Source organism: Sphingorhabdus sp. (assembly GCF_040079335.1).
GTDB lineage: Bacteria > Pseudomonadota > Alphaproteobacteria > Sphingomonadales > Sphingomonadaceae > Sphingorhabdus_B.
This window is the reverse complement of sequence record NZ_JBEBKL010000051.1, coordinates 1-16304: the sequence shown is the minus strand read 5'-3', so window position 1 is coordinate 16304 and position 16304 is coordinate 1. Positions and strand designations below refer to the sequence as shown.

At 58.8% G+C, this 16304-nt stretch carries 17 protein-coding genes; 10 read left to right on the top strand and 7 right to left on the bottom strand.

Annotated elements, in window-relative coordinates; genetic code table 11:
• Positions 1–122: 122 nt before the first annotated feature.
• The 3 genes from ABL922_RS12315 to clpS all read left to right on the top strand — a co-directional run bounded on the left by ABL922_RS12315 (position 123) and on the right by clpS (position 2612).
• On the top strand, positions 123–1259 hold the full coding sequence (locus ABL922_RS12315) for an acyl-CoA dehydrogenase family protein (RefSeq protein ID WP_349024504.1): 1137 nt from the start codon (positions 123–125) through the stop codon (positions 1257–1259).
• Between the two features lie 165 nt (positions 1260–1424).
• On the top strand, positions 1425–2048 hold the full coding sequence (locus tag ABL922_RS12310) for a phasin family protein (protein ID WP_349024503.1): 624 nt from the start codon (positions 1425–1427) through the stop codon (positions 2046–2048).
• A gap of 198 nt (positions 2049–2246) precedes the next feature.
• Positions 2247–2612, top strand: a complete 366-nt coding sequence (gene clpS, locus ABL922_RS12305) for an ATP-dependent Clp protease adapter ClpS (RefSeq protein WP_349024502.1) — start codon at positions 2247–2249, stop codon at positions 2610–2612.
• Position 2613: 1 nt separating this feature from the next.
• Here the strand turns inward: clpS and ABL922_RS12300 are convergent, their stop codons facing one another.
• Positions 2614–3111, bottom strand: a complete 498-nt coding sequence (locus tag ABL922_RS12300; RefSeq protein WP_349024501.1) for a helix-turn-helix domain-containing protein — start codon at positions 3109–3111, stop codon at positions 2614–2616.
• A 74-nt stretch (positions 3112–3185) separates the two neighbouring features.
• On the opposite strand from ABL922_RS12300, the gene ABL922_RS12295 reads away from it, so the two are divergent.
• A complete protein-coding gene (locus ABL922_RS12295) occupies positions 3186–3911 on the top strand; it encodes an SDR family oxidoreductase (protein ID WP_349024500.1) in 726 nt (241 codons plus the stop codon).
• Positions 3905–4507, top strand: a complete 603-nt coding sequence (locus ABL922_RS12290; RefSeq protein ID WP_349024499.1) for a 2-hydroxychromene-2-carboxylate isomerase — start codon at positions 3905–3907, stop codon at positions 4505–4507. Before ABL922_RS12295 ends, ABL922_RS12290 begins: the two co-directional genes overlap by 7 nt.
• A 20-nt stretch (positions 4508–4527) precedes the next feature.
• Here ABL922_RS12290 and ABL922_RS12285 read toward each other — a convergent pair whose 3' ends face one another.
• Positions 4528–4878: an energy transducer TonB gene (locus ABL922_RS12285; protein WP_349024498.1), complete on the bottom strand. Its 351-nt coding sequence runs from the start codon at positions 4876–4878 to the stop codon at positions 4528–4530.
• 68 nt (positions 4879–4946) lie between these two features.
• Here ABL922_RS12285 and murA point away from each other — a divergent pair, with 68 nt between their 5' ends.
• On the top strand, positions 4947–6230 hold the full coding sequence (gene murA, locus ABL922_RS12280) for a UDP-N-acetylglucosamine 1-carboxyvinyltransferase (protein WP_349024497.1): 1284 nt from the start codon (positions 4947–4949) through the stop codon (positions 6228–6230).
• Positions 6231–6295: 65 nt separating this feature from the next.
• Positions 6296–6919 carry a LuxR C-terminal-related transcriptional regulator gene (locus ABL922_RS12275; RefSeq protein WP_349024496.1) on the top strand — a complete coding sequence of 208 codons (624 nt, stop codon included), beginning with the start codon at positions 6296–6298 and terminating at the stop codon, positions 6917–6919.
• Between the two features lie 306 nt (positions 6920–7225).
• Here the strand turns inward: ABL922_RS12275 and ABL922_RS12270 are convergent, their stop codons facing one another.
• The 5 genes from ABL922_RS12270 to ABL922_RS12250 form a co-directional block, all read right to left on the bottom strand.
• Positions 7226–7477 (bottom strand): ribbon-helix-helix domain-containing protein, encoded by a 252-nt coding sequence (locus ABL922_RS12270; RefSeq protein ID WP_349024495.1) that lies wholly within the window; start codon positions 7475–7477, stop codon positions 7226–7228.
• 2 nt (positions 7478–7479) lie between these two features.
• Positions 7480–8202: an acetoacetyl-CoA reductase gene (gene phbB, locus ABL922_RS12265; RefSeq protein ID WP_349024494.1), complete on the bottom strand. Its 723-nt coding sequence runs from the start codon at positions 8200–8202 to the stop codon at positions 7480–7482.
• A gap of 93 nt (positions 8203–8295) precedes the next feature.
• Positions 8296–9294 carry a ferrochelatase gene (gene hemH / locus ABL922_RS12260; protein WP_349024493.1) on the bottom strand — a complete coding sequence of 333 codons (999 nt, stop codon included), beginning with the start codon at positions 9292–9294 and terminating at the stop codon, positions 8296–8298.
• Positions 9295–9310: 16 nt separating this feature from the next.
• Positions 9311–11581 (bottom strand): molybdopterin cofactor-binding domain-containing protein, encoded by a 2271-nt coding sequence (locus ABL922_RS12255; RefSeq protein ID WP_349024492.1) that lies wholly within the window; start codon positions 11579–11581, stop codon positions 9311–9313.
• Positions 11578–12555: an Mrp/NBP35 family ATP-binding protein gene (locus ABL922_RS12250; RefSeq protein WP_349024491.1), complete on the bottom strand. Its 978-nt coding sequence runs from the start codon at positions 12553–12555 to the stop codon at positions 11578–11580. The genes ABL922_RS12255 and ABL922_RS12250 overlap by 4 nt, the downstream gene beginning before the upstream one ends.
• A 31-nt stretch (positions 12556–12586) precedes the next feature.
• Between ABL922_RS12250 and ABL922_RS12245 the strand changes: the two genes are divergently transcribed.
• The 3 genes from ABL922_RS12245 to ABL922_RS12235 all read left to right on the top strand — a co-directional run bounded on the left by ABL922_RS12245 (position 12587) and on the right by ABL922_RS12235 (position 16280).
• Positions 12587–13777, top strand: a complete 1191-nt coding sequence (locus ABL922_RS12245; protein ID WP_349024490.1) for a protease modulator HflK — start codon at positions 12587–12589, stop codon at positions 13775–13777.
• The gene (locus ABL922_RS12240; RefSeq protein ID WP_349024505.1) at positions 13777–14637 is read left to right on the top strand and encodes a protease modulator HflC; all 861 of its coding nucleotides are present in this window, start codon (positions 13777–13779) and stop codon (positions 14635–14637) included. The genes ABL922_RS12245 and ABL922_RS12240 overlap by 1 nt, the downstream gene beginning before the upstream one ends.
• A 143-nt stretch (positions 14638–14780) precedes the next feature.
• Positions 14781–16280, top strand: a complete 1500-nt coding sequence (locus ABL922_RS12235) for a trypsin-like peptidase domain-containing protein (RefSeq protein WP_349024489.1) — start codon at positions 14781–14783, stop codon at positions 16278–16280.
• The last annotated feature ends 24 nt before the right edge of the window (positions 16281–16304 follow it).

The window sequence follows — 16304 nt, the reverse complement described above, 5'->3', positions numbered from 1 at the left end:
CTCCCCGCCCGCTTGCGGGCGGGGCCGGGGGAGGGCCTGATAGGGCGCAAGGCTCGCTATGCTCGCCCCCTCCCCTAACCCCTCCCGCAAGCGGGAGGGGAAACAGACGAGGAGAGTTTAGAATGGATTTTACCTATAACGAAACCCAGGGGATGATCCGCGACACGCTCGCGCGCTTTCTGGCTGACACTTATGATTTCGATACCCGCCAGAAGATGATCGCGACCGATGCAGGCCGCGATCCGGGCATCTGGAATGCTCTTGCCAATGAACTGGGTCTGCTGGGCGCCGCCTTTGATGAAGAGCATGGCGGCCTTGGTGGTGGTGCATTGGAAAACGCATTGCTGATGGAAGAATTCGGCAAGGTCATCGCGATCGAGCCTTATCTGCAGACCGTCGTGATCGGCGGCGGCGCGTTGAAGGCAGTCGGCGGCGCGCAGGCGGCGGCCCATATCCCGGGCATCATCTCGGGCGAAAGTATCATCGCCTTTGCCTATGCTGAGCCGCAGGGTCGCTATGACCTCGCCAATATCCGCACCACGGCGAAGGCCGATGGCAGCGGCTATATCCTAAACGGCCATAAGGGCGTGGTCTATTGCGCGCCCTGGGCAACCCACCTGCTCGTCACCGCGCGCACGGGCGGCTCAACCCGCGAACGCAATGGTGTGGAGCTGTTCCTGATCGACGCCAACCTGCCCGGCATCACCCGCCGCGACTATCCGACCGTCGACGGCAACCGTGCTTCAGAGGTCTATTTCGAAAATGTCGCGATCCCCGGTGACGCCATGCTCGCGGGCGGTATGGACCTGATCGACCGCGTCGTCGACGAGGCAACCGTTGCCGTTTGCGCCGAAGCTACGGGCGTTATGGCGAAGCTGCACGAAGGCACGCTCGACTATTCGAAGCAGCGTCAGCAGTTCGGTCAGCCGATCGCCCGCTTCCAGGTGCTGCAGCACCGCATGGTCGACATGTTCATGGAAGTCGAACAGGCCAAATCGATGACAACCTATGCCACGCTGCACCTCGACAAGCCCGCGCATGAGCGCATGGCAGCTGTATCGCAGTGCAAGGCCAAGGTTTCGCGCGGCGCCAAATTTGTCGGCCAGAACGCGATCCAGACACATGGCGGCATCGGCATCACGCAGGAGCTGGCGATCGGCCACTACTTCAAACGCGCGACGCTCATCGAAGGCCAGTTTGGTTCTGCAGATTATCACTATGACCGGTTTGAACGGCTCGTTATCGACGAAGCCGCATAAAGCACGCATCGCCTAAACTGTCCCCGGGACATCCCCGGGGACAGCTTTTCACACAATCCGCTGTAAAAGGCGGATTTTATTTTTTGTGCACCGCACCATTTTTATTGACTCCCATCCCCTGAATCATTATTGTGCACTGCAACAAAACAGAAATGGTGCATGAAAATGGCAAGCAAAGCTGAAACGACCGTGACCAAGGCCCGCAAGACTGCGGCTCCCAAGGCTGCGCCCGCAAAGCCGATTGTCACTGCAACCGAAGTCAAGCCTGAAAAGGCTGAGCAACTGGTGACCAGCATCGTCTCTGTGGATGACAAACCCCTCTCTGAAGGAGTCAAGAAAATGACTGAGACCGTAGAAAAAACCGCCAAGGAAGCACAAGCCAAGGCTGCAGACTTTTTCGCCGACGTCCGCGAAAAGGCAACCGAAGCTGCTGAAAAGGGCAAGAAGCTCGCTGCTGAAGCAACCGAGTTCAACAAAGCCAACCTCGAAGCGCTGGTTGAAGCCGGCAAGATCGTCGCCAAGGGCGCACAGGATCTGGGCAAGACCAACCTCGAATATGCCAAGAAGAACTTCGAAGAAGCTCAGACAGCCGTCAAGGAAGTCACCGGCGTGAAGAACCCGACCGACTTCGTAAAGCTGCAGGGCGAATGGATGCGCAAGGGCTTTGACACTGCGGTTGCGCAGGGTTCGAAGAACACCGAAGCACTCGTGAAGCTTGCAAACGACATGTTCCAGCCGATCTCGAACCGTTTCGCGGTCGCTGCCGACTTTTTCAAGAAGGCTGCATAAGCCCTCCTGAAAGATTGCGCCGGGGCGTTAGAGCACCTGCCCCCTCTCTCCTCTCCTCCCTGGAGGCAGGAAACCAGACAATCCGGCGCATTTTGAAAGAGCCGTCCTTCCCAACCGGAAGGGCGGCTTTTTTCTTTGTGCGCAGTTTACCATTAACAGCACTTGCGGAACGCCCCCACCTTACCCTATTTTCAGGATATGGCTTTGGACCGACATTCAGTACTGCACATTAAAGCTGGCCCCGACGGCGATCGTGACGATAGTCGCGGGCCCGGCGTTGGCCTTGCTACGCGCACCCGGCCCAAGACTAAAAAGCCCAGCCAATATAAGGTGCTGCTGCTCAACGACGATTACACGCCGATGGAATTTGTCGTGCATGTGCTGAAAGCGTTTTTCCAGATGGATACCGAACTGGCAACGCGGGTGATGTTACACGTCCACCAGAAGGGCGTCGGCGTGTGCGGCATCTTCACCTATGAAGTCGCCGAAACCAAGGTGAACCAGGTGATGGACTTCGCCAAGAAGCACCAGCACCCGCTGCAATGCACGCTGGAAAAGGCCTGAACTAGCGCGCGACGCGCGCCTGACGCTCGGCAAGTAGAGCAGGCGACATTTCACCTTTCAGATCCCCATAGCCCAGCGTCTCGCCGCATTCAGGGCAGGCGGTCGCCAACCCGACATCGGCGCCACAATTGCGGTGGACATAACGCATCGCCAGGCCATCGTCACCAGTCTCGCCCGGCACATAGGCCCAGCGTTCCGCCCAGTTGCGCATGGCATACAGCACGTCAAACAGCGCCTTGCCCTTTTCAGTCAACCAATATTCGTAACGCGTGGGTCGCTGCTGATAGGGCCGCCTTTCAACCACTCCTTCCTGCTCCAACCGCTTGAGTCGGTCCGACAGCAATTGCGGGCCAAGCCCGCTATTGGCCTGGAATGCCTCAAACCGGCGGATGCCGAAGAACAGGTCGCGCAGGATCAGAAGCACCGCACGGTCGCCGACAAGCTCCGCCGAGCGCCCAACGGGGCAGAATGTATCAGAAAGATCGGCACGGCGCGGCATGATTTTAGGCCCTATCAAATACTGCTTGTTACTATGTTTATCATAGTTACTATGATGCACAAGGAGATTCGCTTATGTCCGCTGCCCTGATTATCGGCGCCGGTGACGCAACCGGTGGTGCCATTGCCAAGGCCTTCGCCGCCGAGGGCTACAACGCCTGCGTCAACCGCCGCGCGCGCCATGCAGACAAGCTGGAGGAGCTGGCACAAACGATCCGCGATGCGGGGCATAAGGCGCAGGCCTATCCCGCCGATGCGCGCGATGAAGAGGCGATGATATCTCTGGTCGAGAGCATAGAGCGCGATGTCGGGCCGATCGAGGTCGCCGTGTTCAACATCGGCGCCAATGTTCGTTTCGGCATCACCGATACGTCCGCTCAGGTCTATCGCAAGGTTTGGGAAATGGCGACTTTTGCCGGCTTCCTAATGGGGCGCGAAGTCGCCAAGCAGATGGTGCAACGCCAGCGAGGTACAATCATCTTCACCGGCGCGACCGCCTCGATCCGCGGAGGTGCTGGCTATTCGGCCTTTTCGGGCGCGAAGGCGGCGTTGCGCATGCTCGCGCAATCGATGGCCCGCGAACTGGGCCCACAGAATATCCACGTTGCACACAGCATCATTGACGGCGGCATCGACACCGAATTCATCCGCGGCCTTCGCCCCGATTTTGACGAGGCCAAAGCGAACGATCTTGTGTTGTCGCCCAACGCCATTGCTGCGCAATATGTTGCGCTGCATAAACAGCATCGCAGCGCATGGACTCATGAACTGGATCTGCGTCCTTGGGGAGAGACATGGTGAACAAAAGTTTTGAATTTCTTTTCGATTTTGGCGGGCCGAACAGCTATCTGGCGCACAAGGTGCTTCCTGAACTGTGCAATGCAACCGGTGCGACGGCCACCTATGTTCCCATCCTGCTGGGCGGCCTGTTCAAGATCACCAACAATCAGGCGCCCATGATCCGCTATGCCGAAACCCCGGCGAAGCGGAATTACGAAATGCTCGAATTCGACCGTTTCGTGAAGGCGCACAACATCCCGTTCCAGATGAACCCTAACTTCCCGATCAACTCACTGCACCTGATGCGCGGCGCGGTCGCGGCGCAACATCTGGGCTGCTTCATGCCCTATGTCGAGGCGATCATGGCGGCAATGTGGGAGGGCGGCGCGAACACCGGCGATCCCGCTGTAATGAAAGACGTACTCGACAAAGCAGGGCTGGATAGCGCAGCGGTGCTTGCCAAAGCCGAGGATCCGGACGTGAAAGCCGAACTGGTTGCCAACACCGAAAAAGCCGCTGCGCGCGGTGCCTTTGGCGTTCCGACTTTCTTCGTCGGCGAGGAGATGTTCTGGGGAAAGGAACGGCTGCGACAGGTGGAGGAAGAGATTGTAAGGTAAATCGGCGCCTAGTTCGCTTGTTACTCTTCAATCTTGAATTCGGTTTTGCTCTGGTAAAGGCGGTCGGATGGACTAGCAGCATCGGCGCGGCTGAATCGGGCCGAGCGGATAGCGCTTTGGCACGCGGCATTATCCAGATCCATATGTCCGCTACTCGTTGTCACCGAACAGGATTTCGGAACACCATCTGGCCCAACTATCAGCGCAAAATATACGATTCCTTGCCGCCCCTCACGTAAAGCTCTCACAGGGTATTCGGCAGCAAATGTAACGGTTTGCCGGTCGACGATTTCTTCCGACGCCGCAGCGTCGATCTGCCCTACGAAAAGTGCGCTGACGATCACACAGGCAGCCAAACGGGTAGCTATCAAACCTATTTCTCCTTCGCCGTCATCTTACTCATGCTTGCCTCGCAGCACAATCCCGCTAAACCGCAGACATGGACAAGATAATCATTCGCGGCGGCAATAAGCTCAAAGGCAAAATTACGATTTCGGGAGCGAAGAACAGTGCGTTGACGCTGCTTCCCTGTGCGCTGCTTACGGACGAACCGCTGACGCTGCGCAACCTGCCGCGGCTGGCAGATATTGACGGCTTCCAACATCTGATGAACCAGTTCGGCATTTCGACGACAATTGCCGGTTCGCGCCCAGAGGATTTTGGCCGCGTGATGACGCTGGAGGCGACCCGCATTACTTCGTCGGTTGCGCCTTATGAGTTGGTGCGCAAGATGCGCGCATCGATCCTCGTGCTGGGCCCGATGCTGGCGCGCATGGGTGAAGCAACGGTATCGTTGCCCGGCGGCTGCGCGATCGGCAACCGACCCATCGACCTCCACCTCAAAGCGCTGGAAGCCTTTGGCGCGGAAATCGAACTGGCCTCTGGCTATGTGAAGGCGACTGCACCCAAAGGCGGCCTGCCCGGCGGCAGCTATACCTTCCCCGTGGTGTCGGTCGGCGCAACCGAGAATGCCCTTATGGCGGGCGTACTCGCCAAGGGCACCTGCGTGCTGCACAATGCTGCACGCGAGCCCGAGATTGTTGACCTGTGCAACCTGCTCGTTGCCATGGGCGCGGAAATCGAAGGCATTGGAAGTTCTGATTTGATCATCCACGGCAAGGATCGCCTGCACGGTGCAACTTACCGCGTGATGGGCGACCGTATCGAGGCGGGCAGCTATGCCTGCGCGGTTGCCACCACCGGCGGCGAGGTTGAACTCGTCGGGGCCAATGAAGGCGAAATGCAGGCAACTGTTGATGCCCTGCGCACTTGCGGAGTGATTGTCGAACCAGTCAAGGGCGGGTTGCGAGTGGCCTCTGAGGGCCGCCTCAAACCGCTGACCATCTCGACAGCACCTTATCCCGGCTTTGCCACTGACATGCAGGCGCAGTTCATGGCGATGCTGTGCATGGCCGATGGTGCCAGTGTGCTGACCGAAACCATCTTCGAAAACCGCTATATGCACGTTCCGGAATTAAACCGTATGGGGGCGCACATCGAAACGAAGGGCCGCACTGCGATTGTGCACGGCATCCCAGGCCTTACCGGCGCCCCAGTAATGGCAACCGACCTGCGCGCCTCGATGAGCCTGATCATCGCCGGGCTGGTTGCCGAAGGTCAGACCGAAGTCAGCCGCATCTATCACTTGGATCGCGGCTATGAACGGCTTGAGGAGAAATTGAGTCTTGTCGGCGCAGACATTGAACGCGTGGGGGCGGACTGAGCCATTTTAGGGATACTTGATAAGCATGTGAACTTCGGGCATTTTACCAGCAGAGGGATTGTCCGATGAAGTCTGTTAAGTCCATTTCCGGCAACCGGCACCCAGTGCTGGAATCGATCCGGCACAGCCCAATCCCGACTGTTGTCAGCAACCCAAGGCAAACCGACAATCCGCTGATCGCCGTCAATCAAGCCTTTCTCGACCTGACCGGCTATGACGAGGATGAAGTCGTCGGTCGGAATTGCCGTTTCCTGCGCGGTGCAAAAACCGAGACCGCGCAAACCGAAAAGCTGCGCCTCGCCATCGAACAGCGAACACCAACAATTGCGGAACTGGTGAATTACAAAAAAGACGGAACCCAGTTTCGAAACGCCGTCATGCTGGCTCCGCTGTTCGACGCAGATGGCACGATCGAATATTTCGTAGGTTCGCAAATCGAAATCCCCCGAACCGACGACAGTATCACGGTTATCCGGCAACAGCAGGCAGCGGCGCTTGTCGACACTTTGTCGCCGCGTCAGCGCGAGATTTTGAAGCTGATGGCACAAGGCTATCGCACGAAACAAATCGCCTATGTGCTGACCCTCAGCGAGAAGACCGTGCAGATGCACCGCATGCTGTTGTTCAGGAAATTGTCGACGTCCAACGCCGCCGATGCGGTGCGAATTGCGGTAGAAGCGGGTATCTGACAGCGGATTTGCCCTATGGGTATAAAGCCGTATGGTTAAACTTTCCGCGATCGCGCATTTTGTATTCACGGAGCGGTTGATGCAATCACCGTACCGGCAAAGTGCGGACCCTGAATCCCTCCCTTATCCCGCACTTGATGACATCGCCTGCGTCCCCCCCCGAACATGGCGATGAAGCTGGTACCGGTTTCGGCTTTTGCCAATTGCACCTTCCGCTTCGCATTTGTTGCCGGATATGTCGGGCCACCAAGATATGACTCCGGGTCGCAACTGGTGCCGCTCCTGCCTTGCAGGGCGGCATCTTGTTTATTCGGCAGACTTTGCCCGCAACCGTTCGACAAGCCAAATACGGATTGCTCCAGCCAAGCCGCTAGGCGTCGGTGAAGCCAGGCGTTCATTGTCGATTGCTGCGACAAGCGCATTGACCGCTAGCCCGGTTTCTTCCGAGGCTGCTTTCAACATATCCCAGAAAAGCGGTTCCAAACTGATCGAGGTCTGATGCCCCGATATGGTGACGCTGCGCTTGACCGGCGGGTGGTAAGGCGACCGGTCAGCCATCTTCAATACATATGCTGACCACCATTGATCGAAAGCGTCGATCCGGTGATAAAGCCCGCATTGTCGCTTGTCAGGAATTCCACACCGCGCGCGATTTCATCGGCCTGCCCAAGGCGACCGATCGGGATCTGGGCGACAATTTTTTCCATCACATTGTCGGGGATAGTCGCGAGCATCTCAGTCGCGATATAGCCCGGGGCGATGGCATTGGCGGTGACGCCGAAACGCGCGCCTTCCATTGCCAGCGATTTGGTGAAGCCGTGGATACCCGACTTGGCGGCGGCATAGTTGACCTGGCCGATCTGCCCGCCCTGCCCGTTGACCGAGCCGACATTGACGATGCGGCCCCATTTGCGCTCGCGCATTCCGGAGAACACGGCCTTGGCCATATTGAAGCAGCCAGTCAGGTCGACGCGAATAACCTCGTCCCATTGTTCAAATGTCATTTTGACCATCGTCGCATCGCGGGTGATGCCGGCATTGTTGACCATGATGTCGACTGGGCCGAATTCGGATTCGATGGCTGCGCAGGCATCCATGCAGGCCTGATGGTCGCCCACATCCCATTTTCGGACAGCGATACCGGTGCGGTCGGAAAATTCCTTGGCGGCTACGTCGTTGCCGCCATAATTGGCGATAACGAAGCGCCCCTTTTCCTTCAGCTTTAGGCTGATCGCCTCACCAATACCGCGTGTGCCACCAGTAACCACCGCAATGCGCGTCATCTCATCCACTCCTGACTGTTTATTAGTCTTATGAGTGGCATAACCAGAGTTGGGGGAAGCAACAAGTTTCCGTAAACGTCAGTGCATCGCTATTCACAGCCAGCCGGAAAGCTCCCGCCGGATCAGGGCTTCCAGCATTGCCATACCGGGTTCGCTGTCGTTGAGGCACGGCAGATAGGCATAGCGTTCGCCGCCCGCTTCTTCGAACTGCTCCTTGCCCTGCATTGCCAGCTCTTCGAGCGTTTCGAGGCAATCAGACGAAAAGCCGGGAGCAAAGATGGCGAGCTTCTTTTTGCCTTCGGCAGCCAGACGTTTGATCGTGTCTTCGGTCGACGGCTCAAGCCATTTGGCACGACCGAAACGCGATTGGAAAGCGATGGTCAGGGGCTTGCCAATAGCTTCGGACAGTAAGCGCGCCGTCTTTTGGCAATGGCAATGATAGGGATCCCCCAGATGCAAAGTCCGTTCGGGCATGCCGTGGAAGCTGGCGACAATTGCATCGGGGTCGAAATCGAGTTTCGCGAGCTCAGCATTCAATGTGGCTGCGAGCGCCGAAATATAGGCCGGATCGTTATGATAGGCGGGTAAGGTTCTGAGTGCAGGCTGCCAGCGCATTCCGGCCAGAGCGCGAAATGCCTCATCGACCACAGTGGCCGTCGTCGCCCCCGAATATTGCGGATAGAGAGGCGCGAGCAGGATGCGGTTGCAGCCATCAGCTTTCATAGCCTCCAACTGGCGGGCGATCGCGGGCTCGCCATAGCGCATGGCATAGCGCACATCGACCTCTGCACCCAACCGCGCGTGCAGGTTTTCGGCCTGCGCCTTGGTATATACAGCCAGTGGAGAGCCATCAGCCATCCAGACTTTTGCATAGTTGGCCGCCGATTTTCTCGGTCGCACGTTGAGGATTATCCCGCGCAATATCGGTTGCCAGATCAAAAACGGAATTTCGACCACGCGTCGGTCCGAAAGAAACTGCTTCAGATAACGTCGCACGGCTGATGCAGTCGGTGCCTCGGGCGTGCCGAGATTGACCAGCAGCACGCCGATACGCGGTGTCTTTACGGGCGGATGGTTGGCGGGAATTTTCATGGGCCGCGCTTAGCCGTCACAACCCGCGCGACAATAAGGGCAATTCCCTTAGCCGCACCCCGGCCGCCGAAAACAGGGCATTGGCGATCGCGGGGGCAACCGCAGGCACACCCAATTCGCTCACCCCACCGGGCTCCTCCTCATTGCGGATAAATTCAATGTCGATTTCGGGAATGTCCGAAAGTTGGGGCAAGTCTATATCGCGCAGCCGCCGTGCAACCGGAAGGCCATTTTCATATTCGGTGGCCGATCCCAGCGCTTGGGCCAGACCGAAGATGATACCGCCCTCAATCTGCTGCCGCGCCAGTTCAGGATTGATCAGTCGCCCGCAATCGACAACCGCCGAAATGCGCTCGACACGCACGCCCTGCTCACCCGTTCGCGCTGTCGCGATAACCGCGATATGGCTGCCATACATGGAGTGGCAGGCGAGCCCCTTGCCGCTATTCTCTGCGCCGCCATCCCAACCCGCAAGTGTCGCGACGCCCGTAAGGCAGCGCGCCAGCCGGGTCTGCCCGACCAGCATCTGCATCCTGTAGGAGAGCGGCTCAATTCCCGCAGCCGCCGCCAGTTCGTTGACGAAACTTTCCACAAAGAAAGCCGTGTAGCTGTGCGCATTGCCGCGCCAGAGGCCGGTGGGCAGCGGCAGATCGACCGGGAAATGGTCGACGCTGAGATTGGGGATCGCATAAGGCGGGAACGCGCCATCAATTGCGAGCGGATCATGCTCGTCGGCAACGGACTTCCAAGCCTCGACTGTGGTATCGCCTTTCAGCCGACGCACTTGCTGGCGCGCAAAGGACGGCACAGCGATGCGTATTGCCATGCCTTCGATCACGCCGCCTTTGCCCAGTGCCGCCGTCATCCGGGCATGAACGGGGGGACGGACGATATCGCGGATGAAATCTTCAGGTCGCGACCAGACAACCTGCACCGGGCGCCCCGCATGCTTTGCCAGAATTGCAGCCTGTGTAGCGATCCGGGAATCAAGGTTGCGTCCGAAACTGCCTCCGGCCAACATCTGGATCAGCGTCACATCGTCAGGCGCAATTCCAATCGCTTCTGCGGCCGTATTTCGCGCGGCTTCCGGTGCCTGCGTCGCCAGCCAGAGGGTCAGTCGCCCGTTTTTGAAATCCGCCGTCGCGCTGCGCGTTTCGATGGGCGCATGCACGGCGGCCTGAACGGCAAATTGACTGCGATAGACACGGGTACTTGCCGATTTGTCGAGCGCAGCGTCGACCGATCCGATATCCACAAAACGCGATCCGGGGCCCTTGTTGAGCGCGCGCTCCATCGCCTCGTTCATCGTAGCGCTGTCAGGCATCCTGCCGGTGGTGGCAAAGACTGGGGACATCGCATCGAGCGCCTTGTTTGCTGCCCACCAGTTGGTCGCGAGCGCCGCTACCCAGCCATCGGTACGCACGACGTCAACGAGTCCCTTGATGTCTGCAGCCCCACCACGATCCAGTTCCTTGAGCTTCGTGTCGCCGATCGGCCCCGCGCGGACCGAGGCATAGAGCATATCAGGCAATCGGACGTCGCCCGCAAAATTCGCGCTGCCATCTACTTTGGCCGCAGCATCGAGCCGGACTGCCTCCTTACCCGACAGGCTGTTGACGGGCGAGGCGCGCAGCGGGATCGGGCTGGGCGGATCATAAGAGGCGGCCTCAGCAACCAGTTCGGCAAAGGCGATGCGCTTTTTCTCAAAGGTTACAAAGCCATTGGCGGTGTCGCAATTTTCCCACGCGGTGTCCCACCGCTCCGCCGCCGCCTGGCACAAAACCGTGCGGGCCGCCGCGCCTGCCATGCGGCAGGGGCGTTCGAACTGGCGGATCGAGGTTGAACCGGCGGTTATCATGAAGCCGCTGCGCTTCGCCCATTCCTTGCCGAGCGCATCCGAAACACCCGAATTCGCCATTGCGCCCAACGACGCAGGCATGAATGCGGAACTCCATTCGCGGACGAACAGGTCGTTGGCAAAATTCGGGCTGGGCAGCGCGGGTTGGACGGCGACGGTGCGCCAGTCGGCACCCAGCTCTCCGGCTACGATTTGCGCAAGCGCCGTATAGCTGCCCTGCCCCATTTCGGATTGCGGCACAGCAATGATGACGCGGCCATCTTCACCGATCTTCAGCCAGGGCCCGAACAGATGCTCGCCCTTTTCGAGCATCATGTTGGGCAGATATTCACGCGGCCATAAAGCCCAGCTGACGAGCAATCCGACCCCGACGCCGCCGCCAATCAGCACGTTGCGGCGCGATAGTTCGATGCCCGGCTTGTCGTTCATGCAGCAGCGCCCCGATGGTTATCGACCCATGTGCTGACCCGGCGCGCAATATCGGCAAAGGCGCCCGCCACTGGACCATCACCAAGCGCGGGCGGTTCACCCGCATCGCTCGCCAACCGCACCGAAATGTCGAGCGGGATGCGGCCAAGGAAGGGGATGCCCAATTCTGCCGCAGCCGCTTCTGCACCGCCACGCCCAAAGGGATCGCTGACTTCGCCGCAATGCGGGCAGATATAACCCGCCATATTCTCGACAAGGCCGATGATCGGAACCTGCGCCTGATTGAAGAATCCGATCGCACGTGTCGCGTCCATCAGCGCCAGATCTTGCGGCGTCGAAACGATAACCGCGCCCAAAGGCTTATGTTTCTGGATCATCGACAGCTGGATGTCACCGGTACCCGGCGGCATATCGACGATTATCTCGCGCACATCGCCCCAATGCGCGTCGACCAGCTGCGAGAGTGCCTGCCCTGCCATCGGCCCGCGCCACGCAATCGGCTGGCCCGGTGCCGCCAGTTGCCCCATCGACAGGAAGGGCACGCCACCTGCACCGATGGTCGGGAACATCTTCTTGCCCTCGGCCTCGGGCTTCACGCCTTCTACGCCGAGCAAGCGGGTCTGCGAGGGGCCGTAAATATCGGCATCGACAAGGCCAGCGACCCGCCCTGCCCGCCGCATCGCAACCGCCAGATTGGTCGATAATGTCGATTTGCCGACCCCGCCTTTGCCGCTCGCTACGGCGATCAGTTTGGGGACGATGCGCTCGGCTGTTTGCAGAAGTCGCAACGGCACACCAGGCGCGGCGATGGCGACAGCCGCTTTGATACTTTCGGCCAAGGATTCGCGGCCCGCATTGTCGAGCCCAGCGACATCGACCATCATCGAAATCGCGCCGTCCTTTTCCCGAATTCCACTCGCGCGGCCCTGCGCAACCCCCGCAACCGCTGCTTCGATTTTGTCGATATCAACCATGCCAATGGCGAATAGAATCAGATTGTCGGGAATGACACTGTTTTTCTTGAAACGGCGTACCTATATGTTGGCCATGATGCAAAATGAGGATGGCGGGGCGCCGCAGGCGTCGCATAATGAAAGCAAGGGACCTTGGGATCTTCCCGGGTCCGGGGACAATGGCGGCTCAGGGAGCAGGGCTGGAGGCAACAAACCTTCCAAACCCGCTGCGTCTGCCGGAGACGATGGCGCAAAACCGTCCAATCCGTGGGAGCCCCAAGGAGCGCCTACCGGTCGTACGCGCGGACCATCGCTCGAAGAAATCTTCCGTCGCGGCGGCGGCAAGGGTGGCGGCTTTGGTGGCATCCCGCCACGCGCCAACGGCAAAAGCTGGTGGCCCATAATAGCCGCTGGTTTCCTCGCAATCTGGATTTTGTGGACCAGCGTCCACCGCCTTGACCAGCAAGAAGAAGGTGTCGTCACCTTTTTCGGGAAATATTCGCGCACTGTCGGTTCAGGCATCAGCTTTACATTGCCCGCACCGATCGAGCAGATGCAAAAGGTCGACGCGCTGCAGGTACGCACCACCTCAATCGGGTCCGCCAACAGCAAGAGTGAAAATCTGGTTCTGACCAAGGACCAGAATCTGATGGATATCGCTTTCGACATCCGCTGGTCGATCAAGAGCCCGGAATTGTATCTGTTCCAGCTCGACGATCCGGCCGGTACGGTGCAGGAAGTGGGCGAAAGCGCGATGCGCGCCGAGCTGGCCAATTTCGACTATAATGAGGCTGTGGGCGTAGCCCGTGGCACGATCGAGGCGCAGGTCAAGCAACGCATGCAGGCGATCCTCGACGAGTATAAGTCGGGCATTGCGATCAGCAGCATTTCGATCCGCCAGTCCGACCCGCCGGAAGAAGTCAAAGCCGCCTTCCGCGAAGTCAACAGCGCACAGCAGCGCCGCGAACGTTATCTCAACGAAGCCCGCGCTTACTCGAGCCAGGTGACCGAACTTGCCGCCGGCCAGACAGCCGAGTTTGACAAGATTTATGAACAATATCGGCAGGCGCCAGAGGTCACACGACGCCGTATCTATTATGAAACCATGGAGCAGGTTTTGAGCAAGGTGGACAAGACGATTGTCGAATCGGGCAATGTCACACCCTATTTGCCGCTGCCCGAACTGAAACGTCGCGCGAAAGCTGACAGCGACAGCACCGTAACCGTAACGGGGAAGCAATGATGTTTGGTTCTTTGAGACATAATCCGATCGCATTGGGACTGGTCGGCTTTGGCCTTCTCGTGCTGCTCAGCATGTCCGTGTCGATCGTTCCCGAAACCAAACAGGCAATCATCTCAAGCTATGGTCAAGTGATGCGCGTCGAGAACGAATATCGCAAAAATGAGAAGTTCGGTAACACCGATGCTGGTTTGGTATGGCGCGTACCCTTTGTCGAACAAATTCAATTTGTTGACAAACGTGTGTTGTCCGTTTCGATGCAGCCGCAAGAAGTGCAGTCGACCGACCGACGGCGTCTACGCGTCGATGCATTTGCGCGCTTCCGCATTGTAGCACCCGCGAAAATGTATCAGGCGATCCGGACAGAAGAGGCATTGAAAGCGCAGTTGCAGACCATCCTTGAATCGCGCCTGCGCAACGAATTGGGCAAGCGTTCGTTCGAAACCTTGCTGAGCGCCGAGCGCGGTGCTGTGATGGACAATATCCAGGCCACGCTCGACCGCGAAGCTGCAAAATATGGCGCGCAGATCATCGATGTCCGCATCAAACGCACCGACCTTCCCGAAGGCCAGTCGCTACAATCCGCCTATCAGCGCATGCAATCGGCGCAGCAGCAGCAGGCGATAGCGATCGACGCCGAAGGCCAGAAGGAAGCGCAGATCATCCGCGCCGAAGCCGACGCAAAGGCCGCGCAAATCTATGCGCAAAGCTATGGCAAGGATGCGGATTTCTACGATTTCTATCGTTCCATGCAGTCCTATCGGCGGACCTTCCAGCAAGATAGCCAGAATGGCGACGGTAACACCACCGTGGTTCTGTCGACGGACAATGATTATCTGCGCAACTTCCGCGACGGGCGCTAGTTTATAGTCGTTTGTCGAACGCACTTGGCACTTCGCCAAGCGGTCGGCAGCGATGCAAGTTCGTTCAATCGGCGTTCATTTTTTTGCCGCAAGGACGATTGGGTTTTAATGCCGGTTATGCCGGTGTGGTTTGAATGAGAGGAATGACTATCGTGCGTTACGCTTATGGAGTGACTGCCCTTCTCCTGCTTTCGGGAAGCGCCTTTGCGCTGTCGACCGGCAATCCCGGACCGGTCGCCGCGACCGGCCCCGTCGCAATTGCCCAGTCCGGCCTCGCCCCGCGTGGTGCGCCGAACAGCTTTGCCGATCTGGCAGCGCAGCTGCAGCCAGCCGTGGTGAATATCGCGACCAAGCAAAAGGTTCAGGTCGCCACCAGCTTTAATCCGTTCACCGGTGAACGCCGCCCCGTCACGCAGGAACAGCAGAGCGGCGGCTCTGGCTTTTTCATCAGCGCCGACGGCCTGATCGTCACCAACAACCACGTCATCGCTGGCGGCCCCAAGGGGGATGCGGTCGATGAAGTCAGCGTGACCCTGTTCGACGGGCGCGAGTTCAAGGCTGAAATCATTGGTCGCGACGCGACTTCGGACCTTGCCTTGCTCAAGGTCAAGGTCAGCGGCGTTCCCTATGTCGAAATGGAAAGCTCTCAGAAGAACCGCGTCGGTGACTGGGTGATTGCAATCGGCAACCCGCTCGGTCTTGGAAGCACGGTGACGGCGGGTATCGTTTCAGCCCTACAGCGCAACATTGGTGCGGGTGGCGCTTACGACCGTTTCATCCAGACCGACACTGCGATCAACCCCGGCAATTCGGGCGGCCCGCTGTTCAATCTCGACGGCAAGGTCATCGGCATCAACAACCGCCTGATTTCGCCTGTCGGAGCCAATATCGGCGTCGGTTTTGCCATTCCGGCCGAAGAAGCCATGCCGGTGATTGAATCGCTGAAAAAGGGCGTCAATCCTGAGCGCGGATATCTTGGCATTGGCATCCAGGCTGTCGGTGCAGACATGGCGGATGCACTTGGCATCGAGAAAAATCGTGGCGAATTCGTGACCCGCACTGTTCCGGGCGAGGCAGCCGACAAGGCTGGCCTGAAAGAAGGCGACATCGTCCTCAAAGTCAATGGCCGCGACGTCACGCCGGATGACACGCTTTCTTACATTGTCGCCAATATCAAACCAGGAACCAAAATTCCTCTCGACATATTGCGCGAAGGAAAGCCGATGCGGCTGACCGCAACGGTTGGCACGCGCCCCAGCGAAGAGAAACTCGCGCAGAGCAATTTCGATCCCGACGAGAATAAGGATTTCGATCAGAAGGGTGACGATGCCGACAGCAAGGCCGTGCGCGATGCGCTTGGCGTCAGCGTCATTCCGCTCGATCCCGAAATCGCCCGCCAGCTCGGCATGGGTGCCGATGTAAAGGGCGTTGTTGTCGACATTCCAGGCTCTGGAAGTGCTGCTCAGGCGGGCATCCGCCGCGGCGATGTACTGGCGTCGGTGAATTACAAACCGGTTACCAATACCGCGCAACTTGCAGCAGCCATCGCCGAGGCGAAAAAGGCTGGACGCAGCGCTGTGCTACTCGGCGTCAAGCGCCGCGGCGCGCCGACGCAATATGCTACGGTGCGGATCGACGACTGAGTCTCTCTGCCCCCCTCCCGCTTG

Excerpts from the sequence above, each read along its gene's own strand:
- ABL922_RS12315 (WP_349024504.1), top strand. The coding sequence starts at position 123 with ATGGATTTTACCTATAACGAAACCCAGGGGATGATCCGCGACACGCTC.
- ABL922_RS12310 (WP_349024503.1), top strand. The coding sequence starts at position 1,425 with ATGGCAAGCAAAGCTGAAACGACCGTGACCAAGGCCCGCAAGACTGCG.
- clpS (WP_349024502.1), top strand. The coding sequence starts at position 2,247 with ATGGCTTTGGACCGACATTCAGTACTGCACATTAAAGCTGGCCCCGAC.
- ABL922_RS12300 (WP_349024501.1), bottom strand. The coding sequence starts at position 3,111 with ATGCCGCGCCGTGCCGATCTTTCTGATACATTCTGCCCCGTTGGGCGC.
- ABL922_RS12295 (WP_349024500.1), top strand. The coding sequence starts at position 3,186 with ATGTCCGCTGCCCTGATTATCGGCGCCGGTGACGCAACCGGTGGTGCC.
- ABL922_RS12290 (WP_349024499.1), top strand. The coding sequence starts at position 3,905 with ATGGTGAACAAAAGTTTTGAATTTCTTTTCGATTTTGGCGGGCCGAAC.
- murA (WP_349024497.1), top strand. The coding sequence starts at position 4,947 with ATGGACAAGATAATCATTCGCGGCGGCAATAAGCTCAAAGGCAAAATT.
- ABL922_RS12275 (WP_349024496.1), top strand. The coding sequence starts at position 6,296 with ATGAAGTCTGTTAAGTCCATTTCCGGCAACCGGCACCCAGTGCTGGAA.
- ABL922_RS12270 (WP_349024495.1), bottom strand. The coding sequence starts at position 7,477 with ATGGCTGACCGGTCGCCTTACCACCCGCCGGTCAAGCGCAGCGTCACC.
- phbB (WP_349024494.1), bottom strand. The coding sequence starts at position 8,202 with ATGACGCGCATTGCGGTGGTTACTGGTGGCACACGCGGTATTGGTGAG.
- hemH (WP_349024493.1), bottom strand. The coding sequence starts at position 9,294 with ATGAAAATTCCCGCCAACCATCCGCCCGTAAAGACACCGCGTATCGGC.
- ABL922_RS12255 (WP_349024492.1), bottom strand. The coding sequence starts at position 11,581 with ATGAACGACAAGCCGGGCATCGAACTATCGCGCCGCAACGTGCTGATT.
- ABL922_RS12250 (WP_349024491.1), bottom strand. The coding sequence starts at position 12,555 with ATGGTTGATATCGACAAAATCGAAGCAGCGGTTGCGGGGGTTGCGCAG.
- ABL922_RS12245 (WP_349024490.1), top strand. The coding sequence starts at position 12,587 with ATGACACTGTTTTTCTTGAAACGGCGTACCTATATGTTGGCCATGATG.
- ABL922_RS12240 (WP_349024505.1), top strand. The coding sequence starts at position 13,777 with ATGTTTGGTTCTTTGAGACATAATCCGATCGCATTGGGACTGGTCGGC.
- ABL922_RS12235 (WP_349024489.1), top strand. The coding sequence starts at position 14,781 with ATGACTATCGTGCGTTACGCTTATGGAGTGACTGCCCTTCTCCTGCTT.